Origin of the sequence: Novacetimonas hansenii (assembly GCF_014843995.1) — a bacterium.
In the GTDB taxonomy this organism is placed as follows: domain Bacteria; phylum Pseudomonadota; class Alphaproteobacteria; order Acetobacterales; family Acetobacteraceae; genus Novacetimonas; species Novacetimonas hansenii.
In genome coordinates this window covers 1,143,367-1,165,429 of the sequence record NZ_CP062147.1, presented here as the reverse complement: position 1 = coordinate 1,165,429, position 22,063 = coordinate 1,143,367, and the positions used below count along the sequence as shown (strand labels likewise).

Sequence of the window (22,063 nt, the reverse complement as noted above, 5' to 3'; positions counted from 1 at the left end):
TTCATCATATTCGCATTATCGCAGAGACCTCCCCCTTCCATCCCAGACGCAGGACCGTTCGGAATTATATGGACATCACCCCCACGCCCCATGTCCCGCTGACCACGCGCCAGCGGATACACAGCATCATCGCCGGATCATCAGGCAACCTGATCGAATATTACGACTGGTACGTTTATGCGGCATTTTCGCTGTATTTCGCCCATGCGTTCTTCCCCCATGGGAACCAGACCGCAGAACTTCTGCGTAGTGCGGCGATCTTTGCCATCGGGTTCCTGATGCGCCCGATCGGGGGATGGATCATGGGGCTGGTGGCCGACCGGAACGGACGTCGCTTTGCGCTCAGCACGTCAGTGCTGGCGATGTGCGTGGGGTCACTGACGATCGCGCTGTGTCCCGGATATGACAGCATCGGCGTCCTGGCGCCGGCCATCCTGCTGCTTGCACGCCTGGTGCAGGGACTCAGCCTTGGTGGGGAATACGGCGCCAGCGCCACATACCTGTCGGAAATCGCCCCCCCGGCGCAACGCGGGTTTTATGCCAGTTTCCAGTACGTCACGCTGGTGGCCGGGCAGTTGCTCGCCCTTGTCGTGCTGCTGGTCTTGCAGTTCGTTGTACTGACACCACAACAGATCGGGGCATGGGGGTGGCGCATCCCGTTCGGCATCGGCGCGCTGCTGGCGCTGTCGGTATTATGGTTCAGGCGCGGCATGGCCGAAAGCGAGCAGTTCAGCAGGGCAACCCGCGACCCGGCGGCAAAAGGCGGCCTGCGCGTGCTGCTGCATCACCCGAGAGAGGTCGTCTCCGTCTGTGGCCTGACGCTTGGCGGGACGGTCGCGTTCTATACCTTCACCATCTATATGCAAAAATACCTCGTCAACACGACCGGCCTGACCAAAGAAGCCTCGACGGTCATCTCCACCACCGCACTTGCCGCATTCGCGCTGGCGCAACCCCTTTTTGGCGCACTGTCGGATCGTGTCGGGCGGCGGCCGATGCTGCTGTCATTCGGGATCATCGGATGCAGCGTCACCGTCCCGTTGATGCACGCACTGGCGCATGCCCATTCCCCCGTGACGGCACTGCTGCTGCTGGTTACGGCGCTGCTGTGCATTTCGGGCTACACATCCATCAACGCGGTGGTCAAGGCAGAACTGTTTCCCGCGCGTATCCGCGCCCTTGGCGTGGCGCTGCCTTATGCGCTGACGGTGTCCATATTTGGCGGAACGGCGGAATATGTGGCCCTGTGGTTCAAACAGGCCGGGCATGAGGACTGGTTTTACTGGTATGTCACGGGCTGCATCGCCTGTTCTTTGCTGACGGTGCTGTTCTTGCTGCCATCGCGGGATGCAATCACCACAGAGGCATAGACCGTTGTAAAACAAACGTTTCCAGACGTTTCCTTCCCATCAACAGGCAACGTCTTTCCAAAGCGTTAGGTGCGGCCGACCCGAAGCATATTTCATGTTCGTAATGTTTTATTGCACACTGTTTTGCTGCGCCCTCTTTACGGGTCGCTGCTCAGATATTGTTTGAAAACAAGCCATTGATACAAAACAAGAAAAATTTTTGGGTGCCGCCTTTTTTCAAAAAGGCGGCGTCTTCTGAAGCTTTTTAGAAAAAGCTTCACCAAAAATCTTTATAATTTCAGTATGTTATCGAGGCTGACTTTTCAAACAGTCTCTCAGACATTGTATCCCATGCCTTTATACAGACCGTTGATGATGGAGACGCCCTTGTGCGCCTCGTCAAGATCTGGGGTTTCATCAGTGCGGTTATACCCATGCCCCATATCCTCCCCCTGCCACTGCACGACGATACCGTCACGCCGCGACACGACATAGACATTGTCATATTCCATGCTGAACAACGCCTCGGGCTGCGGAATCAGCCAGGCGATCTGCCCCCGGATGGGAATGATGCTCTGGTCATTCCACAATGCACGGGCACCATAGCCGGTGCAGTTGATGAAGACAGGTTCCGGCAACGCCGTAAGTTCTGATGGATGATGCAGCGTCATGGTACGGATTTTGCCCCCACGCTCAAAAAACTGGCGCATGAGATAATCGGTATAGGTCGTGACGTTGAAGATCAGGTTCGGCTGCTTGCGCACCTCGTCATAGGGCAGGCGCCCGTCATGGACAGGGATCGTGTTCCCCTGCGGTTCGATATCACGCAAACGGTCGTTCATTTCGGCGAAACCGATGGGATCGGGCGAAACCGGCCGACGTGCGCGCGCCTGCAGGCCATAAAACGTATCCCATTCGACAGGATTTCCCGGCAACCCCTGAAGGTTCTGGTAACAGGAGAAGGAATAACGGGCCATCCTCTCCCACCGTGCTGTAAATTCCGGGGTCAGGTCGCTGGTCTTCGCAATCCGTGACGCGGGCGTCCAGCTTCCGGAAGCCCGGGCGGAACGGACGAAGGGCGGCATTTCGCGCGCATAGATCGTCACCTGCGCGCCCGCCTGCTGCGCAACGATGGCGGTGGTCAGGCCGATCGCACCGCACCCAATCACGCCCACCTTCTGCCCGGATGCCGTCACCGCACGTTCCACCGCAAGCTGCGCCGTTCCCCATGACAGCGACCAGCCACTTCCCCCATGGCCATAATTGTGGACCACGGACTTGCGCCCGACCTGCTCGACCCCAAGGCGTGGCCCGGAGGCGCGGAAGGGACGCAGGCAGACCGTGATACGGTCAATCCGGTCCGTACGCGCCCGGATGACCGGGATATGACGCACATCCGCGTCCAGGTCATACCGGCGGGAGCGGGCACCGGCACATCCCGGCAGGGCGGAAAGCCCCGCCAGCGAAGCGGCGGTCATCAGTGCGTTTCGACGATGAAAAAGACGCGTCATGAAAGGGGACACTTCATTTCAAGTAATGTTAAAGAAAAAAGGACACCGTATTATTGGTTTAATTTCGGCCACCCAACAAGCCCGCAATTTGCAATCCTATTTTCAAGAGGCTGCCTGACAACAGGGTGTTGGGCAAGAGGCCACCCGAAAAGGCAGGATCAATAACATCATGAAATTATAAATGTTTTTGGTTAAGCTTTTTCTAAAAAGCTTCAGAAGACGCCGCCTTTTTGAAAAAAAGCAGCACCCAAAACTTTTCTTTTTTTATCAATGATTTGTTTTTGAACAATTCCCAAGAAATGGAAAAACTTTGGATAGCTGGCGAATTTTTCAAAACATACAATATCTTCAGGCCGCTTCCAGAAAACAGAGCCCGCAAAAAAAACACCGCATGATTACAATAAGTTATACGGACGCATGTTGAAATGAGACCTCCCAAAAAACTGAAAGGCCGTTTGGAATGTCAAAATACTCAACTGCCTGAAATAACAAATTTTTGGCGGTTTTCACCAGATCACATCAAAAGACATCGCCTCTTGTTAAAAATACGGCAACGTTTCAAAACTGTTTCATTCCCTCATCAATGCAAGGCATTCCCCGAACAATCCCTGATAACGACATGAATTTTGGGATACCTTAAAGACTGTTTGAAAAGTCAGGCTCGATAACACCCTGAAATTATAAAGGTTTTTGGTGAAGCTTTTTCTAAAAAGCTTCAGAAGACGCCGCCCTTTTGAAAAAAAGCAGCACCCAAAAACTTTTCTTGTTTTTTTATCAAGTACTTGTTTTCAAACAATCTCTTAATGGATATGGGCCAGGTCGCGCAGGAACCCGGGCAATAGCAGGGCATACGGATTGACATGCACGTTCGGGTTATCGAACGGTCCGTTGATCTGATACGTGGCCGACACCACGCCACCATTCTTTTCCGGGCTGAACAGCCAACCCAGCACGCCCGGCAGGTGTCCGGGGGCCGCATTGACGGCAAAGGCCGGGATGATTGTCCCGTCAAGGTCAAGCGTCGCCGTATCCAGGTTGATACGCCCCGCAACCGTCGCCCCAAGTGACGTATTGCTGACGAGGCCATCGGTAATATTGACCACACCGTCCCGAAACGTCAGGGGCATCTTGACGTGTTCGACCTCGAATTCCGGTGCATGGGGTGCCTTCATCCAGCCATAGATGGAGGCATTGTTGACCATACGCACCACGGTGGGCACCTGCCGCAGGACGAATGGCCCGGTCGTCAGATTACCGGAAAAGGGTGCGCTGGCATCCATGTCATCGAATGTTCCCTCCAGATCGACCTGTCCCCCCTCCATACGATCCCCCAGCTTCATGTCCTTAAGCAACGCGCCAAGGTCCGCGATATGCATCGACAGCACCCGGCTCTTGCCATCGGGCGTCAGCGTGGCGGAGGCAGGCGTCGGCCCGGTCATGGAAAATGACGCGCGCGTCAGCCGCACGCCATCATCCTCCAGATGGCTGCGCACACCCTGTATCGACTGTGTCTTGGTATAAAAGACGGTGCGGGCATCGACATTGATGTTCCAGCTCCGCCCCGGCGCGCTTTTCACCCGTCCACTCGCGGCCTCGGGCATGTGATACCCCTTGGCCGGGGCGGCGGCGGTACCACCATCGGCCGTCGCCCCGGCCTGCCGCTGATAGGTCAGCAACGGCGACAGGTCGAGCACCCGGGCCGCAACCGATACGCCATATGGCTCCTTCTCCCCCGCCGGGATGGTGATAATCGCGTTCCCGTTCGAACGTCCCACGCGGAACCCGTGCAGGATCAGGCGCCTGCCCGTTCCCTCCGCCGTTTCGGCATGCCCATCAATCAGAAGTTCCGGACCCGCCGCGCGTATGTCCTCGATGGAGGACACATGCCCGTGGTCAAGGTTGATGACCACGGACGCATTGGCATCTTCGCCCACACGCTTGCTCCAGATCGGAATGGTAAGCGATGCGTGCTTGAGGTCGAGGTCGATATCCACCTGCGCCCGCCCACCGGGATAACGGTCATAATCCACATCCAGCGCGGCGCTGCCCCCGAAATGCTCGCCCATGTCCAATCCGGCGCGACGCACACCGCCGGGCGTCAGGTATCCCTGCACGCTTGCGCTTTCAACCGCGCGGTCAGACGGCCCGGACCGGAAATCCATCGTATACAGGATGGTGGAGGGTATGCCCGACAGGTTCCCCGTTCCCTTGAGCATCAGCCCGTCGATCGAGGCGTCGATCCCGAAACGCCCGCTGTCGAGGGCACGGCCCATCACCACATTGCCCAGATGCACCTGTGCCAGGTCGGTATGCGTGCGCAGGTCGATCTGCGCCAGCTTGACATGCGCATCAAGGGGCAGCGCGATATGCAGCGAGACATTGGCCTTGCCGGAGGGGGAGGTAAAGCTCATCGGGTGGCGTGACAGCACGTTCAGCCTCGGCTCAGCCAGCAGGGCAAGGATATCACGCGCATTGCCCTGCAAGGTGGTGTTGATGTCCCCCATCTGGATCTTCTTCATCAGGCCGGTAATCAGCATTGATCCCGGCCCGACCTCGATCCGGCCGATACCGGTCGCATTGACGTGACGGTCCGTCCGATCCACGAGCTGATAGGCATGGCCAAAGCTGATCGCGATTTCGTCCGGCCCCTTGAACGTCAGGTGGGCATCCATGTCATGCAGCGGCGGGATCGGACGCAGCCAGTACAGCTCCATCCCCTCTGCACGGATGTCACCCGTCAGCGATGTCAGGTCCAGCCCGTCCCAGCCATCGTGACTGACCAGCCCGACACGCGCCTGCAGTTCGCTGACATGGCCTTTCGTTATGTTCGCCGTCACCCACCGGCGCGCGCCCTTCATCGCGCCAGGCGGCCAGAAATCACCCAGCGTGGCGAAATCAAGGGCCAGCGCCTCCGCCGAGATGCCGATGCCGACATCACGCGGATGCAGCATGGAGGAGGCATGCATGCTCCCCGTGGCTGTCAGCGTCGGGCCGCTGCCGTCATCTTCGGCATGTCCCGGTGCCCGCAGATGTACGACCATCTTCTCCAACGTGGCGCGAAAGGGGCCGTCGAACGGTGCATCGGCCGGGCCGGGGTCAAAGGACGCGACAATATGGGCCTCCCCATCACCAACAAGCACCGTCCCGTTACGCCGCGTCACCACCGTACCATTACCAACCTTCAGATAGGCGCCCAGTGTGCGCGGGGCCATGAACTGCCCCCCTCCCCCGGACGCCAGCAACACCTGCAAGGTCCCGCCCACCGGCAGGTCGAGCGGCGCAACCTCCTTCTGCCCCGGGGCGAAGGCGGACGGACTGACGGGATCAAGCTTCAGCGTCCAGTTGATGCGTCCCGGCGCATCCTGCTGTCCCTCCCCCCGCAGGACAAGGTGCTTGCCATTGCCCTCCAGCATGAAGCTGACCGAACCGCTGGCCCCGACCTGCCCCTGATGGGAAATGACATGCAGGTTGGCGGAGGCATCGCGCGTGCGCCATACGCGCTGCGAAATCTGGTCACTGAATTTTACCTGCGCATCCGACACGATGATCCGCCGCAGCAGCGACAGGTCCACCGAATGTCCGTGGGAATGGGTGCTGTCCTCGGGCGTGCCGGGGCCAAGGTCAAGACCGATATCCCCTTCCGGGTTACGCGCCAGCGCAAGGCGGACACCAGTTACCGACAGTTGTTCCAGCACCACGTCACCATGCACCAGCGCAGGGGTGTCGAGCACGACATGGCCGTGCTCGATGCTGTTGGCCAGCGTGCCATCCGCACTCATGATGGACAGGCCATCGGCCCATACTTCCAGCGGGCTGCGTATTCCCGCATGCAGCGCATTCCATCCAAGGCGCACCTGCCGCACCGTCAGGCGTCCCTGCCGCCGGCTGGCCCCCGGCCCATGCAGGACCGACAGCGGCGTCATCATGCGCACCATCGGCGTCACGTCGATCGGCCCCGTTGACAGCCGCAACGTCAGCGCCAGCAGCAGCACGGCAGGCAGCACGATGCACGCAAGCCCCGTCCAGACCAGCACACGCACCACACGCAACCCGATCAGGCGCAGCCACACATCCCGCGTGGGGGACGGCGGGGGTGGTGGCGGCGGGGTGTCTTGACCATCATGCTTCATGGCGTCCACGCTGCGCCCCGTCGCCATTGCTGCCCAGGTTGTCCCAGATGTCCCACCTTCCCACCAGCCCCGATCTCCATCACGGCTGGCATGCCTGCACCTGGCCTCCGGCCGCCGATGCGCGCGGCGCACATCTGCTGCATGAGGACATGGAACGCACCTTTGCCGAATGCGGGCTGGACATGGCGTGGCTGTCTGCGCCTGCTGTCGCCGCGATGCTTGATGCCATGGGGGGCAACAGCCCCTATCTGTCGGACCTTGCGCGACGCGATACCGAAACCTTCGCCCGGCTTCTGCGCGACGGGCCGGACCGGGTCATGCGCGACATCCTTGCCGACATGCGCGCCGAATCGCCACAGCAGCCCCGTCACGCGATCGCCCATACCCTGCGCACGGCCAAGCGGCATGCCGCCCTTACCATCGCACTGGCGGATATCGGGGGGGCATGGTCGCTGCAACAGGTGACGCACGCGCTGAGCCACCTGGCCGAAACAACCCTGCAGGTCGCGGTCAGACATCTGCTGCGCACGGCCCATGATGCAGGCCATCTGGTTCTGCCTGACCCGGACGACGCTGCACGCGGCAGCGGCTTTGTCGTCCTGGCCATGGGGAAATTGGGCGCGCGGGAACTGAACTACTCCTCCGATATCGACCTGATCGTCCTTTACGACCCGGCCTGCCACCCCGAACACGAGGACCTGCGGCGTATCTTCGTCCGCATGACTAGCGACCTTGTCGGCCTGATGGAAGCACGCGATGCAGATGGGTATGTTTTCCGCACCGACCTGCGCCTGCGCCCAGATCCGTCGGCCACCCCCCTTGCCGTCTCGTTTCCCACGGCCATCACCTATTATGAAAGCATGGGACGGACATGGGAACGCGCCGCCATGATAAAGGCCCGCCCCGTCGCAGGCGACATTGCCGCGGGACAGCGTTTCCTTGCCGCGATCCATCCCTTCGTCTGGCGGCGTCATCTTGATTTCGCGGTGATTGACGACATCCATGACATGAAAGCACGCATCGACAGGCACCGGAATGCCGGGCGTGGCGGGCTGCTCGACATGGCGACGGACACCCCCGCCTGCGCGGACGCGATGCGTGACTGGTTGCTGGGCCATGATGTGAAACTGGGCCAGGGTGGCATCCGCGAAGTGGAGTTCGTGGCACAGGCGCTGCAACTGGTCTGGGGTGGGCGCAGGCCCGACCTGCGCGACCCCACGACGCTGGGTGCGTTGCGGCACCTGACACAGGCGGAACTGATTACGCATGCGCAATACACAATCCTGTCGCGCAACTATCACATGATGCGACAGGTCGAACATCGCCTGCAGATGCGCGCCGACCACCAGACGCACAAACTGCCCGAAACCACCGACAGATTCGCACAGTTCGCCATTTTCATGAATGAGGTGGACGGCCCCGCCCTCGCCCGCGCCATGTTGCCCGTCATGCAGCAGTCGCGCCGCATTTTCGAACACCAGTTCTCCGAACCTGGCCGTCCCGACGACACCATCGCCCCAGAGGACGCACAGGTGGGCGAGCACCTTGAACAGGCCGGCTTTGCACCCGATACGCTCGACGCGGCGCGCGGCATCCTGCAACGGTGGGATACCAACCGCCTGCGCGCCCTGCGTTCGGACCGCGCACGGATGCTGCTCCATCGCCTGTTGCCGGGGATATTGCGTGAAATCGGGGCGCGGCGCGATCCGCTGACGGTGCTGCGCCGCTTTGACACGCTGCTGGAACGGCAATGGGCGGGGGTGCAGTTCCTGTCGCTGCTGGAACGCAATCCCGCGCTGGTGCGCCGGATCATGACCGTACTCGACTGTTCCGCGTTCCTTGCCAACCATCTGGCGCAGGCGCCCTCCGCACTGGACGGATTGCTGGATGCCAGCACGATCGAGGCAGCGGACGACACCGCACGTGCCGCCGTACTGCTGGTACGCCAGCATGTGGCGCAGGCGATGGGACCTGAACGCCTGCTGCCGGTGCTGCGCGGGCTGGTCTGTGGGGAGGAATTCCGCCTGTCCGTCGCGCGCCTGGAACATCGCATGACGGAGGACCGCACCGCGCGTGTGCGCACCGCGATGGCCGATGCGGTCATGCGCGGGCTTTTGCGCACCGTCATGACCGAACACCGCGCACGCCATGGTCACGTGCCCGGCGGGGCGATGGCAGTGGTGGCGATGGGCAAGGCCGGATCGCGCGAGATGATGCCGGGGTCCGACCTTGACCTGATGCTGGTGTTCGATCACCCCGATGATGTGATGGAAAGCGTGGTGCCACGCACGCGCCGTGCAACAGGCGCGCCGGTGGCACGGCCATTGGGGGCGGGTACCTATTACGTGCGGCTGGCGCATGCCTTCATCGCCACGCTGACCGCACCGGGGGCCGAAGGGCCGTTGTATGAGGCCGACATGCGCCTGCGTCCGTCGGGATCGAAGGGACCGGTCGCGGTGTCGCTGTCGTCGTTCCGCCGTTACCATGCGGAATCGGCATGGACGTGGGAACGCATGGCCCTGACACGTGCGCGCATCATCGCGGGTGCGCCCGCGATGGCCGAACGCCTGCGTGCGGCCATCGACACCGCACTTGATGGCACCAGCGGCAATGCACGCGCGCTGCATGCAGATGCGTTGCGCGCGGATGTCTGTTCCATGCGCGCACGCCTGATGCGCGACCTGCCGCCACAGGGACCGTGGGACATAAAACGCCGTGCGGGTGGGTTGATGGAGGTCGAATTCATCGCACAGGGCCTGCAACTCCTTGCCGCTGCCCCCGGCGCGCGTTCCCCATGCACGCGCATGGCATTCACACGGCTGGCGCGCGCGGGGATGCTGTCGGCCGCCGATGCGCGCCTGCTGCGGCGGGCGGACCTGTTCTGGCGTTCGGCGCAAAGCATGCTGCGCATCCTGATGGGTACCGAAATTCCCGATGCGCTGCCCCCCGCGGCCCAGGAAATCATGATGCGCGAACTCGATGCCCGCGACGAACAGGGCATGCTGGCGCGCATGGATGACATGGCGCAACGTGTGCGCGATACGTTCGTCCGCCTGATCGGCCCATTGCCGCCCATCGGAAACATCGACGATGGGACATGAAGGAAACCATTGCGCAACGGCACAAAGCCCCACACAAACACAACAGCATGGCGGGTGTCCCCCTCCCTGCACCCCATGATGACTTTCGAAGGCATTTCATGATGAACGAGACTTCACCCCCCGTCTTTCCCGAACCCGGCGCACCGGTGCCCGATTTCGACATGGCGGCAAGCCATGACCGCCATGTCAGCCTGTCGGCACTGCGGGGCAAGCCGTTCGTCCTGTATTTCTATCCCAAGGCGAATACGTCGGGCTGCACCAAGGAAGCCTGTGGCTTTCAGGAAGCTCTGTCGGACCTGGGCAAGGAAGACGGCATCACCGTCATTGGCGTGTCACGCGATGCCATGCCCGCAATCGAGAAATTCGCGGATGCACAGAACCTGTCCTTCCCCCTGGCCTCCGACGCCACAGGCGCGGTGACGGAGGCCTATGGCGTATGGATCGAAAAATCCATGTATGGCCGGACCTATATGGGGATCGAACGCGCGACCTTCCTGGTCGATGCGCAGGGCCGGCTGGTGCAGGCATGGCGCAAGGTCAAGGTGACGGGCCACGTCGCCGCCGTGATGAAGGCCGTCCACGCCCTGCGCGCTGGAAAGTGAGCGGACACGCACGACCGGCAACCTGATGGGCGGCGACCTGATGGACTGGCACCTGATGGGCTGCCACTGACTGCCCGATACCGCCCCCGCCGCATGCATCAGTAAGGCGGCGGCCCGTAATACCCGCCGCCATAACCACCATACGGACCCGGCGGCGGCGGAGGGGGCGGCCCATAGGCCATCGGTGGGGCGTAATACATCATCGGGCGGGGCGGCGGCGGGGGTGGTGGCGGCGGGCCATAGGCGTTCATGACGGCGCCTTCGACCATTCCACCCACCAGCCCGCCGACAAGTCCCCCCACAAACGCATCACCCGCGCCCCTGTGGGCCTGTGCCATGGATGGGGCGGCAAACAGCATCCCCCCCACCACCGGCACAACCATCATTATCCGCATAAAACCGCGCATGCCCCTGAAACTCCCTTGACCCATGCCGTCGGGGGACGGCCGTGGGAACAGGTAACATCGCGGTCATGGCGATTTGCAGGCACGTCCCGCCCCTTTCGCGCCATAAACCCGCGCGGGCGCGTCTCCCTGCCCCCTCGCGCATGGGGGCATCGGGAAAATATCCGGAAAAAACAGCCGTTATAAACCGCCAGTCCTTATCGGACAGGCAGATTGTCCGGACGGGCCAGAAACCCGCCCTCAGGGGTTGGCGGCCCGGACTTCCTTCAGGCCGGAGGGCACATCGAACGTGGTGGAATCCTGTGGCGCGGTATCTATGGTGGTGGCCTGGACCATCACCTTGCCATCGCGCACGACCTGCAGCATGACACCATCATCGGTATAGCAGATCTCGCTTTGGCGCTGGTCGGTATCACTGGTCTGCCACAGGGTACAGGCATGGCCTGCCACCGTCGCGCTGCCGGTACGCAGCCATGTCCCTTCCGCCCGGCGTGATGGATCGACAGAGGCCGCACCCGGCGCGGGAACAATGGTCCTGATCCGCCGGTCCGGGTCGATCACCGTCAGCGTCTTCGCCCGGTAATCGGTAATCATATAGGTATCGGTATTGCCCGGGTCGATACGTTGCGTCATCCGTGCCTCTGACCAGCGCATGCGCTGTTTAAGCGACATCTGCGATGCATGGGGCGGATAGATCGTATAGGTCACGTCCACATCGTGCTGTGGGGTGACAAAGGGACTTTGCGCCGTGGTATCGGTGGTATCGGCGGCATGCACGCCACCAGCAGGCAGGGTTGCCAGCACACCTGCCACCGCACTGACGAGGCAGGCGCGCATGACGGGTCCGAAACGGCGTGTCGCTGATGTCATGTTCATTTCTTTTCCCCTCCCTTCGGGGTGCCGGGCGGTGGTGGCGGGTCAATGCGACGGTAATTCGCAGGGGGCTGGAACATATCGAGGGCAATCGGCCCGTACACTACATGCACGGCCTCGATCCGTCCCTTCAGCCCATCGCCATCGACCCCGACCTCACGCAGGATCACGCCGTCCTCCGTCACGCAGGCGACGGCGGTACCCTGGTCGGTGCGCACGTCCCATTCGGTGCACGCCACCCCCGCGATACTGGATGTGCCCTTGCGCGAAAATGACATGGACAGGTCCAGCAGGAACGGGTTGCTGATACCATAACGGGCATCCAGCTGACTGTAGATCTTCTGCGTGTTGATGATGATCGTGACCTGGCGGGTCATGCGATTGAGGACCGTCTCCCCCATTCCCTGCGGGCTGTCGATTCGCATCAGGCCACCATTCTGGGCGAACCATGTTCGCACCCGCTTGGGTTCGGGCATGCCATCAGGCTGCACGTCGTAATCGACCTGCACGTCGCGCGTGGGTGTCAGGGGGGGATGTTCGCCCACGGGGGGGATGGTGGCGTCCTGCGGCGGGGCCGTGCCCTGCGCCTGCGCCAGACCACGGCCCATGCCCGATACCAGCAGCGCCGACAGCAGCGCCAGACGCCACGCCACCGCGCGACGTGGGGCGGCAGGCGCTTTATCATGCATAAACACTGCTTCCGTCATGGTTTTCCCCCATCGTGATGTCGCGCTGACCCAACCCCGCAGGACGGGCCGTGTCAACCTCCGGCACGGATTGCATGCATGGCTGCCGCGATTTCGGGACCATGATCGACACCGGGCCATGACGCCTGCATTGCAATGGCATGGCCAAGCTGACGCTTGTAGTGCGCTGCCGGAATCTCCAGCCCGCCAAACGTCGCGAGGTGGGATGTGCCGAACTGCGTATCAAGCAACCCGTATCCCCCCACCCGCAACCGCGCCACAAGATGCACCAGCGCAACCTTGGAGGCATCGCGTTCACGGCTGAACATGCTTTCACCAAAGAACGCGCCCCCGATGGACACGCCATACAGGCCACCGACCATCCGCCCGTCGCGCCATGCCTCCACGCTGTGGGCATATCCCATGTCATGCAGCGCGCAGAACAGGTCGATGATCCGCGTGTTGATCCATGTCTGTTCCCGCCCCGGTGCGGGTTGCGCGCATGCGATGATGGTGGCGCGGAAATCACGGTCCGAGACGACCTCGAACCGGCCGGACATGACCGTACGGTACAGCCTGCGCGGCACGTGAAACGCGTCAAGCGGCAAAACCCCACGCATCGGCGGGTCATACCATTCCAGTTCCGCCGACCCCGCGTCAGGCGCCATGGGGAACAGGCCGATGCAATAGGCACGGATCATCAGATCTGGCGTGATCTCCAGCACTTCCCCTTGACCCGTCATGATCTTCGGATAACCCTCCCGCTTGCACCGTAACCGGACCTCACGTCCCGCGTCATAGGGCCGGAGCCCGCTTGCGGACAAGCCGCCAATCGCCATTCTGTTAACAAGGGAAGACGTTTTACCATGGCCCCTCCTCGTCCCCGCCTGCTCCTTGGCCAGCGCCAGACGCCTGCCGTGATGGCGCGCCTGCAAAAGGATTTCACCCTGTTCGCCATCCCTGAAACGCAGATGACGCCAACAGAGCTTGTCGCGGCGGCACGGGAATTCGCGCCAGAGGCCATCATGGTGTCCTCCCCCCTGCCAATACGCGCGACAGACGTAGCACAGCTTCCGCCATCCGTGCGCGTCATCGCCACCGTCAGCGTGGGGACAGACCATCTCGACATTCCCGCCATCCTCGGACGCGGGATCGCGCTGAGCAATACGCCCGATGTCCTGACAGACTGTAATGCGGACCTTGCACTCATGCTGATCCTTGCCGCGTCGCGGCGGGCTGCGGAATATCGCGACCTGATGAAACAGGGCTGGGGACGTGGGCTGGCGATGGATGAAATGCTGGGTGTTCGCGTGACGGGCAAGACGCTGGGCATCATCGGCATGGGGCGCATCGGGCGTGCGGTGGCGCAGCGCGCACGGGGGTTCGGCATGAAAATCCTGTATTCCAACCGTCGCCGCCTTGGCGCCGAAGACGAACATGGCGCGCAGTATTTCGCAACGCCGGAAGAAATGTTGCCCCATTGCGACATCCTGTCGCTGCATCTGCCGGCATCGGCGGCATCGGACGGCATGATCAACGCGCGGATGCTGGCGCTGTTGCCGCGCGGTGCGATTTTCGTCAATGCCGCACGCGGCGCGCTGGTGGATGAACAGGCATTGATCGCCGCCCTGCGTGATGGACAAATCGCGGCGGCGGGCCTGGATGTGTTCCGTAACGAACCCACCCCGGACCGGCGGCTGCTGGACCTGCCCAATGTCTTCGCGACACCACATGTCGGCAGCGCTACGATGGAAACCCGCACCGACATGGGCATGCTGGCGGTGGATAATATCGAGGCGGCATTGGCCAACCGGCCGCTGCCCACACCTGTTACAGCCTGAAGGACGGACGGATCATGGGTATCGCGGGTGTATTCCTCGCCTTCATGGCGGGAACCTATGTCACCGAAGTCATTTTCCCCCACATGTCGGGTTACTGCCGGACGCTGGAGGGATTTTACCTGGCGTTCGCGATGGTCGCGCTGGTGCTGGGCATCACGCGGCGCGATCGCACCCCAACCGTGCCGGATGCGGCGGGAAAATAATTCTCCCCTCCGGCGGTGACATGACGCACCGCCGGAGGGGGATGGAGATATCAGGCCTGCACGCCTGCCGCCGCCTGGGTTGCGACATGGGTGCGCATGTCCTGCGCGGTGCGCCGCACCTCCGGCCCGAATTCACGCTCCAGCCGACGGATGGTGAAATGGGCCTGCGCCACCGCACGGTAATGCGCAAGGAAGGCGGAATTGAGCGATGCGCCACACAGCGCGCCCGCCACCGGCATCATCTGCACCGCGAGCTTGCGCGACAGGCCAAGGCCGTAATGGGTCGCGACCTCGCTGATCAGCATGACGACCGGACGCCCCCGCAGCATCGCGCGGGCAGAGAAATATCCAAGCTCGCTTTCCTGATCGCGCGCGGCGAATGGAAACGCCCGTAATGCGAACACTTCTAGGCAGGCCGTCCGCGCCTCTGCCGTGGACAGGTCCTCGCCCTGTTCCCGGGCGATTCGCGCGATTTCGCGCATGATGGTCATGGTGGTGAACCCGACATCGGCCACCAGTCCCGGCAGCCCCGTAAAGCCGCCCACCGCGCCCGACACCGCCACCGCGGTGCGGACCGCCGGGTCACGCCATTGCGACAGGGCGCCGGGTTCGGCACGGGCGTCCTCGGTCGGTTTCATGCCAAGGATGGCAGCATCAAACGCACGCGTGATCGCGGATTCCGCCACGGACTGGAGCTTTGCCTGAAAGGCGGGTGCCATGCCAAGGCTGCGCACACCAAGCCGCGCCGCCTGTCCCACCGCGCCGCCCATCAGGTCCGCAAGGCGGACAATCACGCCACGCCCACTCTCCACACGCTCAAGTGCCTGCTGGAGTTCGGTCATCGACGTGCTGTCCAATGCCATCGGCGCCAACTCGCTTCCGGTACCTATACTCATTGCCATGCCCCTTTGCCTGATGGTGCCGTGTGGTCGCGCTGTCCATGCCCTGTCCACCGGCATCCCCGCCGCACATCGCCGTGCTGGGCCGGGACACCGGCGGGCGCATGCACGCTGACCGGTCTGCTGGTTTTGAACATCATACCATGCCTTTGGCAATTCGCCTGCCGCCGGGCGGCCCCGCGTAAAAAGCCGGGCCACCGTGCGACATCAACGCGCAAGGCGGGAAAATCGCCGCCCTGCACGCCGTTGCGCCACCCTTAACTACTCAAGCGGTACCACAATAAGGCCGGGGGAGGGCACACCCGGCCCATCATGCCGCCCATCCCCCCATCCGGCACAGATGGGACCAGTGCGCATCCGACACCGGCACAACAGACAGGCGCGACTGCCGCACCAGCGCAAGGTCGGACAGAACGGGGTCTGCCTTGATCCGTACCAGCGTGACAGGGGTGGGCATCGGTCCCACCGCACGCACATCGACACAGACCCATCCCCCCTGCGGGGCAGTCGGGTCGGGATAGGCCGCGCGCACGATTTCCACCACGCCCACGATTTCCCGCCCGACATTGGAGTGATAGAAAAATGCCAGGTCGCCCACAGCCATCGCCATCAGGTTCTTCTTTGCCTGATGGTTGCGCACCCCCGTCCAGGGTTCGACATTATTGGCAACCTGTTCATCCCATGAGAACGCATCAGGTTCCGATTTCACCAGCCAGTAGGCCATGCCCGTTTCATTCCACCCGCGCGCCATCACGAAAAACTGAACGGAACGGACGGATGACCACGCTCTCGAACAGGTCGGCCTTGGCATACGGGTCGCCCGCGGCAAAGCCTTCGGCGGCGGCACGGTCGGCCACCTCAATCAGCAGAAAACTGCCGCACGGACGGTTATCCGCATCAAGGATCGGCCCCCCCTGCACCAGTCGCTCGCGATAGGTTTCAAGATAGGCCAGATGGCGCGTGCGCGTGGCCTGGCGGGTTTCATGGGAGGCGGGTTTGTCAGTACAAATAATCGCGAACAGCATGTTTTTCTCCTCTTTGCACGGCCCCGCGCCTTGTCTGGACAGGACTGGCCGTGTCTTTTTTGACACGATAGTGTAGAGCAGGAAAACACAAGCACACGCACATGTGCCAAGAGACTGGTTTTTTGCGGATCCCTTCCCCTTATTGACGGGTGCCCCACGGCACGGATGGACTCAGACCTTGAACGCGACGCAGAGCCTTACCGCACGGACAGGCAACCTCTTTCATCGCTATGCCAATCCCGGCCGCTTCCTGCGGCTTGGCGCACGCCTGCAGCCATGGCTGACATGGCCCGCCCTTGTGCTGTCCATTGCCGGACTGGTGTGGGGGCTGTTCCTGTCACCCGCCGACTGGCAACAGGGGGACAGCGTGCGGATCATGTATGTCCATGTGCCCACCGCATGGCTGGCATCGTCCGGTTATATGGGGCTTGCCGTATGCTCGCTGCTCTCCCTCGTGTGGCGCCATCCGCTGGCGGACCTTGCGGCCGTGGAAATCGGGCCGGTGGGTGCGGCCATCACCGCCGTGTGCCTTGCGACCGGGTCCCTGTGGGGCAAGCCGATGTGGGGAACATGGTGGGTATGGGATGCACGGCTGACATCGGTGCTGGTCCTGTTTTTCCTCTATCTTGGCCATATTGCCCTGATTCGCGCGTTTGACGAACCACAACGTGGTTACCGCGCCGCCGCGATCCTGGGGCTGGCGGGGGCGATCGACCTGCCGATCATCAAATTCAGCGTGCAGTGGTGGAACACCCTGCACCAGCCAGACAGCATCACCGTAACCGGCGCCCCCACGATGTCCACCTCCATGCTATGGCCGCTTGCGGTCGTGACGCTGGGCTTTACGCTGGGATTCGGGGCCATCGTGCTGGCGCGCCTGCGGGCCGCCGTCATGGAAAGCCGCATCCGCACCGCCCTGGCCGCGAACCGGGGCCGACAGGACACCTCCACCGGTAACGCCACATGACCCATCTTCCTTATATCATCGCGGCCTATGGCCTGACGCTTGGCGTGGCCATCGTCCTTTCTGTCAACGCCGCACTGCGCCTGCGCCGGGCGCGGGCGCGCCTGGCCACAATCGAACGCCCTGGCCGCGCCGCCCGCACACCGGGACGCCCGGCATGACGCGCAAGACGCGCCGGCTGTGGCTGGTGGTTGCGTGCCTGATCGGACTGGGTTCGGCGGCCGCACTGACGCTGAATGCATTTTCGTCCAACATCGTCTTTTTCATGGCGCCATCGCAGGTGCATATGAAACCACCGCCAAAGGACCGGACCATCCGCCTTGGCGGCATGGTCGTGGCAGGCAGTGTGCGACAGGAAAAGGTGAAGGACACGCCCGTTGCGATCTTTGACGTCACCGACGGGCAGGACGCCGTAAGCGTGCGGTATGAAGGCATCCTGCCCGACCTGTTCCGCGAGGGGCAGTCCGTGGTGGCCGTGGGCACGATCAATCCTGATGGCACGATGCGCGCGACCGAAGTGCTTGCCAAGCATGATGAGACCTACATGCCCAAGGAAGTGGCCGAGGAACTGAAGCGCACCGGCAAATGGGATCCGCGTTACGGCAAGGCCCCCGATGCCGCAAGCTGGAACACCATGACCGCCAAGGACGCGCCCGCGAAGGCGTCCGACCCCACGCAGCACGGAAGCTGATTGCCGCAATGAATCCGGAACTTGGAAATTTTGCCCTGGCGCTGGCCTGCGGGATCGCCGCCGGGCAGGCCATCCTGCCCCTGATCGGCGCGCAACGCCGCGACCCGCGCCTGATGGCGCTTGCCCCCGCGCTGGCGGTGGGACAGATGCTGTGCCTCATCACGTCGTTCGCCTGCCTGATCCATGCGGCGATCACCAATGACTTCTCGGTCCAGAATGTCGCGGCCAACAGCGCGGTGGACAAGCCGCTGCTGTACAAGATCACCGGCGTATGGGGCAATCACGAGGGATCGGTCCTGTTGTGGGCGATGATCCTGTCGATCTGTGGCGGTGCGGTGGCGCTGTTCGGGCGTAACCTGCCCTCCGCCCTGCAGGCGCGCGTGATCGCGGTGCTTGGCGGGGTTGCGGCGGGGTTTGAACTGTTCTGCCTGCTGACCTCCAACCCGTTTGCCCGCGTCTGGCCCGCGCCAATGGATGGGCAGGGCATGAACCCGCTGTTGCAGGATCCCGGCCTCGCGTTCCATCCCCCCATTCTCTATACCGGTTATGTCGGGTTCGCCGTGCCGTTCGCCTTTGCCATCGCCGCCCTTATGGAAGGGCGCGTGGATGCGGCATGGGGGCGCTGGGTACGGCCATGGGCGGTCGCGGCATGGTGCTTCCTGACCTGCGGCATCGCGCTGGGGTCATGGTGGTCCTATTATGTGCTGGGCTGGGGTGGTTACTGGTTCTGGGACCCGGTGGAGAATGCTTCGCTTATCCCATGGCTGACGGGCACCGCGCTGGTGCATTCCGCCATTGTCGTGGAAAAGCGTGAGGGGTTGAAGATCTGGACGGTGCTGCTTGCGATCGGCACGTTCTCCTTCTCGCTGTCGGGCACGTTCCTCGTGCGTTCGGGCATTCTCAATTCCGTGCATGCCTTTGCCAATGATCCGGCGCGCGGCATCTTCATCCTTGGCCTGCTGGCGCTGGTCATCGGGGGGTCACTTCTGCTGTTCGCCATGCGTGCGCCGCAACTGACGACCGGCGGCCTGTTCGCCCCAGTCTCACGCGAGGGGCTGTTGGTTCTCAACAACATCCTGCTGTGTTCGATCTGCGCCGTGGTTCTGACGGGCACGATGTACCCGCCGTTCATGTCGCTCCTGTTCGGCAAGACGATTTCGGTGGGCAAGCCGTTTTTTGACGCGACCACCATCCCGCTTGCCATCCCGTTGATGGCGTTCATGGGCTTTGGCCCGATGATGCCGTGGAAACGCGCGCATATGTGGCCGGTGCTGCGTCGCCTGTGGTGGGCGGCGGCGCTGGCGCTGGTCGCGCTGGTGATCGCGGTGGTGCGCATGCGCGACATCCTGCCGATCCTTGCGACGGCGCTTGCGGTCTGGGTCATCGCCAGCAGCGCCACCGACATTGTCGAGCGCCTGCGCCTGTTCCGCCAGCCCCTGTCCGCCAGCCTGCTGCGCGCGCGCAGCCTGCCGCGCGCGGTGTTTGGCGCGGCGCTGGCGCATGCGGGCGTGGGGGTGACTGTCCTTGGCCTTGCCGGAATGTCACAGGCCAGCCACCGCATTGTCGAAGTGCATATCGGCCAGACCGAGATGCTGGCCGGTGATGCCTGGACCCTGACGGACGTGCGTAATGCCAAGGGGCCGAATTACGACGCCATGATCGCCACGATCGAGGTACGTCACAATGGCCGGCTGGTCACGACGCTGCACCCGGCCAAGCGGACCTTTGCCAGCCAGCACCAGACCACGACCGAGGTTGCGATCCATACCAACCTGATTTCCGATACCTATGGCGTGCTGGGCGACAAGCATGGCACGGATGCGAATCCAACTTATGTCCTGCGCCTGCACCACAACCCGCTGGCGCCGTGGATGTGGCTGGGTGGTCTGGTCATGGCCATTGGCGGCGCGCTGTCGCTGTCGGACCGCCGGATGCGTGTGGGCGCGCCGCGCCGGGCGCATGCGGCCAATATGGTGACACCGGCATGAACGACACCACGCCCCCCCCTTCCCCCACGCGGCGGCGGCTGCTGATGGCGACACCCCTTGTCCTTGCCGGGGCGACCGGGGTTGCCTTCTGGCGGATGCTGTCGGGCATGTCGCATGGGTCATTCGACCCGCATGACATCCATGCCCCTGTCCTGAACAAGCCGGTGCCGGATTTCACCCTGCCGGACCAGCCGCCGTCACAGGGATTTGGCGCCGCCGACCTGCGTGCGCTCAGGACACCGGTGCTGGTCAACTACTTCGCATCATGGTGCATCCCCTGTGTCGCGGAAATGCCGACCCTGAATACGCTGAAGGCGCAGGTGCCGATATGGGGCATCGCGTACAAGGATAAACCCGAACATGCCCTGGGCTTTGTGGAGCGCGCGGGCAATCCTTATGCCCGCATCGCCGCCGATCGCGACGGACTGGCGGCGATCGACTGGGGCGTGTCAGGGGTGCCGGAAACCTTCCTGATCGGGCCGGGGGGGATCATCCGCTGGCACTCCGCCTCCCCCATTACGGAGGAATTGATCCGCACGACCATCCTGCCCCTGGTGGATCGCCTGAAACAATGACAGTCCGTATCCTGCGACGCGCGCTGCTCGCGCTGACCCTGTGCCTTGCACTGCTGCCTCTGGTGGCTGGCGCCGTGGATGACCCGTCCGAAATGCTGCCCGACCCGGCACAGGAACAGCGTGCCGAGGCGATCGGCGCACAGTTGCGCTGCCTTGTCTGTCAAAACGAATCGATCGAGGACAGCAGCGCCGACCTGGCGCGTGACCTGCGTCATGTGGTGCGCGAACACGTGGCCAAGGGCGAAAGCAACAAGCAGGTCATGGACTGGATGGTTGAGCGTTATGGCAATTTCATCCGGCTGCGCCCCCCCTTGACCATCGGCACGCTGCTGTTGTGGCTGATGCCGGTCCTGGCGCTTCTGGTGGGGGTGATGGTGGCATTGCGTGCCTTCCGCCGCCCCAGAACGTCCGCCCCTCCGCCCCTGACCGACGCCGAGCGCGCACGGTTGGATGACCTGACCCGACCGCGCTGAGAAAATCATGATCTGGATTGGTATCTTCCTGCTCTGCGCAATCGCGCTGCTGCCCTGCCTCATTTCCCTGCGCAGGACGACATTGCTGCGTGATGAACGTGAAAGCGCCTTCGCCCTGCATCAGGCACAGATGGTCGAACTTGACCGTGACCTGGCCGAAGGGCTGATTGCACCGACCGAACGTGACAGCGCCCGCCTGGAAATCCAGCGTCGCCTGCTGGGTTCGGACAACATGGCCGTCCCTGCCGCACGAAAAGGATGCTCGACACTGGCGATTGCGGGGGGACTGCTGGCACTGCCTTTGTTGTCGGTGGGGCTTTACCTCACCTGTGGGCATCCCTCCATGCCTGCGATGCCGCTGGCCCCGCGCCTTGCGGCGGCGGAAAAAGCAGATCATCGCAATGACGACCTGATAAACCGCCTGCGCGACAGCCTGCAGCACATACCCGCCGACGACCCGAACCGTTTCCAGGGATATGTCCTGCTGGGACAGGCCGAGGCCGCGCGTGACCATTACGCCGCTGCCGCGCAGGCATGGCGTGAAGCCATCGCCATCAGGTTCGAACCCGAACTGGCCGCCCGCGCGGCAGAGGCACAGACAATGGCGGATGGTGGCCATATCTCTGCCGAGACGGCAGACCTTTACCGTCGCGCGCTGGATGCGGCGCCAGCGGATGCACCATGGCGCATGGCAGTGCAGCAGCGCATCGCCCAATCCGAACACCAGTAACCGGATGGGACCTAGGGC

The 22,063-nt window shown here is 62.8% G+C and carries 21 protein-coding genes; 12 read left to right on the top strand and 9 right to left on the bottom strand.

The window, feature by feature from the left end; genetic code table 11:
• Positions 1 to 68: 68 nt before the first annotated feature.
• Positions 69 to 1,370: an MFS transporter gene (locus tag IFJ82_RS05015; protein WP_192265807.1), complete on the top strand. Its 1,302-nt coding sequence runs from the start codon at positions 69 to 71 to the stop codon at positions 1,368 to 1,370.
• A 314-nt stretch (positions 1,371 to 1,684) separates the two neighbouring features.
• On the opposite strand, the gene IFJ82_RS05010 is transcribed toward IFJ82_RS05015, so the two are convergent.
• Together IFJ82_RS05010 and IFJ82_RS05005 are read right to left on the bottom strand one after the other, a co-directional pair.
• A complete protein-coding gene (locus tag IFJ82_RS05010) occupies positions 1,685 to 2,827 on the bottom strand; it encodes an FAD-dependent oxidoreductase (protein ID WP_225578787.1) in 1,143 nt (380 codons plus the stop codon).
• 833 nt (positions 2,828 to 3,660) lie between these two features.
• The gene (locus IFJ82_RS05005; protein ID WP_192265803.1) at positions 3,661 to 7,017 is read right to left on the bottom strand and encodes an AsmA-like C-terminal region-containing protein; all 3,357 of its coding nucleotides are present in this window, start codon (positions 7,015 to 7,017) and stop codon (positions 3,661 to 3,663) included.
• Between the two features lie 20 nt (positions 7,018 to 7,037).
• Here IFJ82_RS05005 and IFJ82_RS05000 point away from each other — a divergent pair, with 20 nt between their 5' ends.
• Positions 7,038 to 10,091 carry a bifunctional [glutamine synthetase] adenylyltransferase/[glutamine synthetase]-adenylyl-L-tyrosine phosphorylase gene (locus IFJ82_RS05000; protein WP_192265801.1) on the top strand — a complete coding sequence of 1,018 codons (3,054 nt, stop codon included), beginning with the start codon at positions 7,038 to 7,040 and terminating at the stop codon, positions 10,089 to 10,091.
• Between the two features lie 98 nt (positions 10,092 to 10,189).
• On the top strand, positions 10,190 to 10,693 hold the full coding sequence (locus tag IFJ82_RS04995; RefSeq protein ID WP_003621165.1) for a peroxiredoxin: 504 nt from the start codon (positions 10,190 to 10,192) through the stop codon (positions 10,691 to 10,693).
• Positions 10,694 to 10,791: 98 nt separating this feature from the next.
• Here IFJ82_RS04995 and IFJ82_RS04990 read toward each other — a convergent pair whose 3' ends face one another.
• From IFJ82_RS04990 to aat, 4 genes are all read right to left on the bottom strand, one after another.
• On the bottom strand, positions 10,792 to 11,100 hold the full coding sequence (locus tag IFJ82_RS04990; protein WP_003621167.1) for a hypothetical protein: 309 nt from the start codon (positions 11,098 to 11,100) through the stop codon (positions 10,792 to 10,794).
• A gap of 237 nt (positions 11,101 to 11,337) precedes the next feature.
• Complete coding sequence (locus tag IFJ82_RS04985) at positions 11,338 to 11,973, bottom strand: hypothetical protein (protein ID WP_075624043.1); 636 nt, start codon at positions 11,971 to 11,973, stop codon at positions 11,338 to 11,340.
• Entirely contained in the window at positions 11,970 to 12,659 is a 690-nt protein-coding gene (locus IFJ82_RS04980) for a hypothetical protein (RefSeq protein WP_003621171.1), read from the bottom strand. The genes IFJ82_RS04985 and IFJ82_RS04980 overlap by 4 nt, the downstream gene beginning before the upstream one ends.
• A gap of 71 nt (positions 12,660 to 12,730) precedes the next feature.
• On the bottom strand, positions 12,731 to 13,399 hold the full coding sequence (aat, locus tag IFJ82_RS04975) for a leucyl/phenylalanyl-tRNA--protein transferase (RefSeq protein WP_075595329.1): 669 nt from the start codon (positions 13,397 to 13,399) through the stop codon (positions 12,731 to 12,733).
• 123 nt (positions 13,400 to 13,522) lie between these two features.
• Here aat and IFJ82_RS04970 point away from each other — a divergent pair, with 123 nt between their 5' ends.
• Together IFJ82_RS04970 and IFJ82_RS04965 are read left to right on the top strand one after the other, a co-directional pair.
• Positions 13,523 to 14,497, top strand: a complete 975-nt coding sequence (locus IFJ82_RS04970) for a 2-hydroxyacid dehydrogenase (protein ID WP_192265800.1) — start codon at positions 13,523 to 13,525, stop codon at positions 14,495 to 14,497.
• A 14-nt stretch (positions 14,498 to 14,511) separates the two neighbouring features.
• Positions 14,512 to 14,700 carry a hypothetical protein gene (locus tag IFJ82_RS04965; protein WP_003621177.1) on the top strand — a complete coding sequence of 63 codons (189 nt, stop codon included), beginning with the start codon at positions 14,512 to 14,514 and terminating at the stop codon, positions 14,698 to 14,700.
• 50 nt (positions 14,701 to 14,750) lie between these two features.
• Here the strand turns inward: IFJ82_RS04965 and IFJ82_RS04960 are convergent, their stop codons facing one another.
• The 3 genes from IFJ82_RS04960 to IFJ82_RS04950 form a co-directional block, all read right to left on the bottom strand.
• Positions 14,751 to 15,596: an EcsC family protein gene (locus IFJ82_RS04960; RefSeq protein WP_040510975.1), complete on the bottom strand. Its 846-nt coding sequence runs from the start codon at positions 15,594 to 15,596 to the stop codon at positions 14,751 to 14,753.
• A 313-nt stretch (positions 15,597 to 15,909) separates the two neighbouring features.
• Positions 15,910 to 16,323 (bottom strand): EVE domain-containing protein, encoded by a 414-nt coding sequence (locus IFJ82_RS04955; RefSeq protein WP_192265798.1) that lies wholly within the window; start codon positions 16,321 to 16,323, stop codon positions 15,910 to 15,912.
• 7 nt (positions 16,324 to 16,330) lie between these two features.
• A complete protein-coding gene (locus IFJ82_RS04950; RefSeq protein WP_003621184.1) occupies positions 16,331 to 16,624 on the bottom strand; it encodes a YciI family protein in 294 nt (97 codons plus the stop codon).
• 178 nt (positions 16,625 to 16,802) lie between these two features.
• Here IFJ82_RS04950 and IFJ82_RS04945 point away from each other — a divergent pair, with 178 nt between their 5' ends.
• The 7 genes from IFJ82_RS04945 to ccmI are packed head-to-tail and all read left to right on the top strand — an operon-like array spanning position 16,803 to position 22,045.
• Entirely contained in the window at positions 16,803 to 17,591 is a 789-nt protein-coding gene (locus IFJ82_RS04945) for a heme ABC transporter permease (RefSeq protein WP_003621187.1), read from the top strand.
• Entirely contained in the window at positions 17,588 to 17,749 is a 162-nt protein-coding gene (ccmD, locus tag IFJ82_RS04940; RefSeq protein WP_003621189.1) for a heme exporter protein CcmD, read from the top strand. Before IFJ82_RS04945 ends, ccmD begins: the two co-directional genes overlap by 4 nt.
• Positions 17,746 to 18,279: a cytochrome c maturation protein CcmE gene (ccmE, locus tag IFJ82_RS04935; RefSeq protein WP_003621192.1), complete on the top strand. Its 534-nt coding sequence runs from the start codon at positions 17,746 to 17,748 to the stop codon at positions 18,277 to 18,279. The genes ccmD and ccmE overlap by 4 nt, the downstream gene beginning before the upstream one ends.
• 8 nt (positions 18,280 to 18,287) lie before the next feature.
• A complete protein-coding gene (locus tag IFJ82_RS04930) occupies positions 18,288 to 20,267 on the top strand; it encodes a heme lyase CcmF/NrfE family subunit (protein ID WP_062809157.1) in 1,980 nt (659 codons plus the stop codon).
• The gene (locus tag IFJ82_RS04925) at positions 20,264 to 20,842 is read left to right on the top strand and encodes a DsbE family thiol:disulfide interchange protein (protein WP_062809158.1); all 579 of its coding nucleotides are present in this window, start codon (positions 20,264 to 20,266) and stop codon (positions 20,840 to 20,842) included. The genes IFJ82_RS04930 and IFJ82_RS04925 overlap by 4 nt, the downstream gene beginning before the upstream one ends.
• Positions 20,839 to 21,315, top strand: coding sequence for a cytochrome c-type biogenesis protein (locus tag IFJ82_RS04920; RefSeq protein WP_003621197.1), 477 nt, complete (start codon positions 20,839 to 20,841; stop codon positions 21,313 to 21,315). The genes IFJ82_RS04925 and IFJ82_RS04920 overlap by 4 nt, the downstream gene beginning before the upstream one ends.
• Positions 21,316 to 21,322: 7 nt before the next feature.
• Positions 21,323 to 22,045: a c-type cytochrome biogenesis protein CcmI gene (gene ccmI / locus IFJ82_RS04915; RefSeq protein WP_192265797.1), complete on the top strand. Its 723-nt coding sequence runs from the start codon at positions 21,323 to 21,325 to the stop codon at positions 22,043 to 22,045.
• The last annotated feature ends 18 nt before the right edge of the window (positions 22,046 to 22,063 follow it).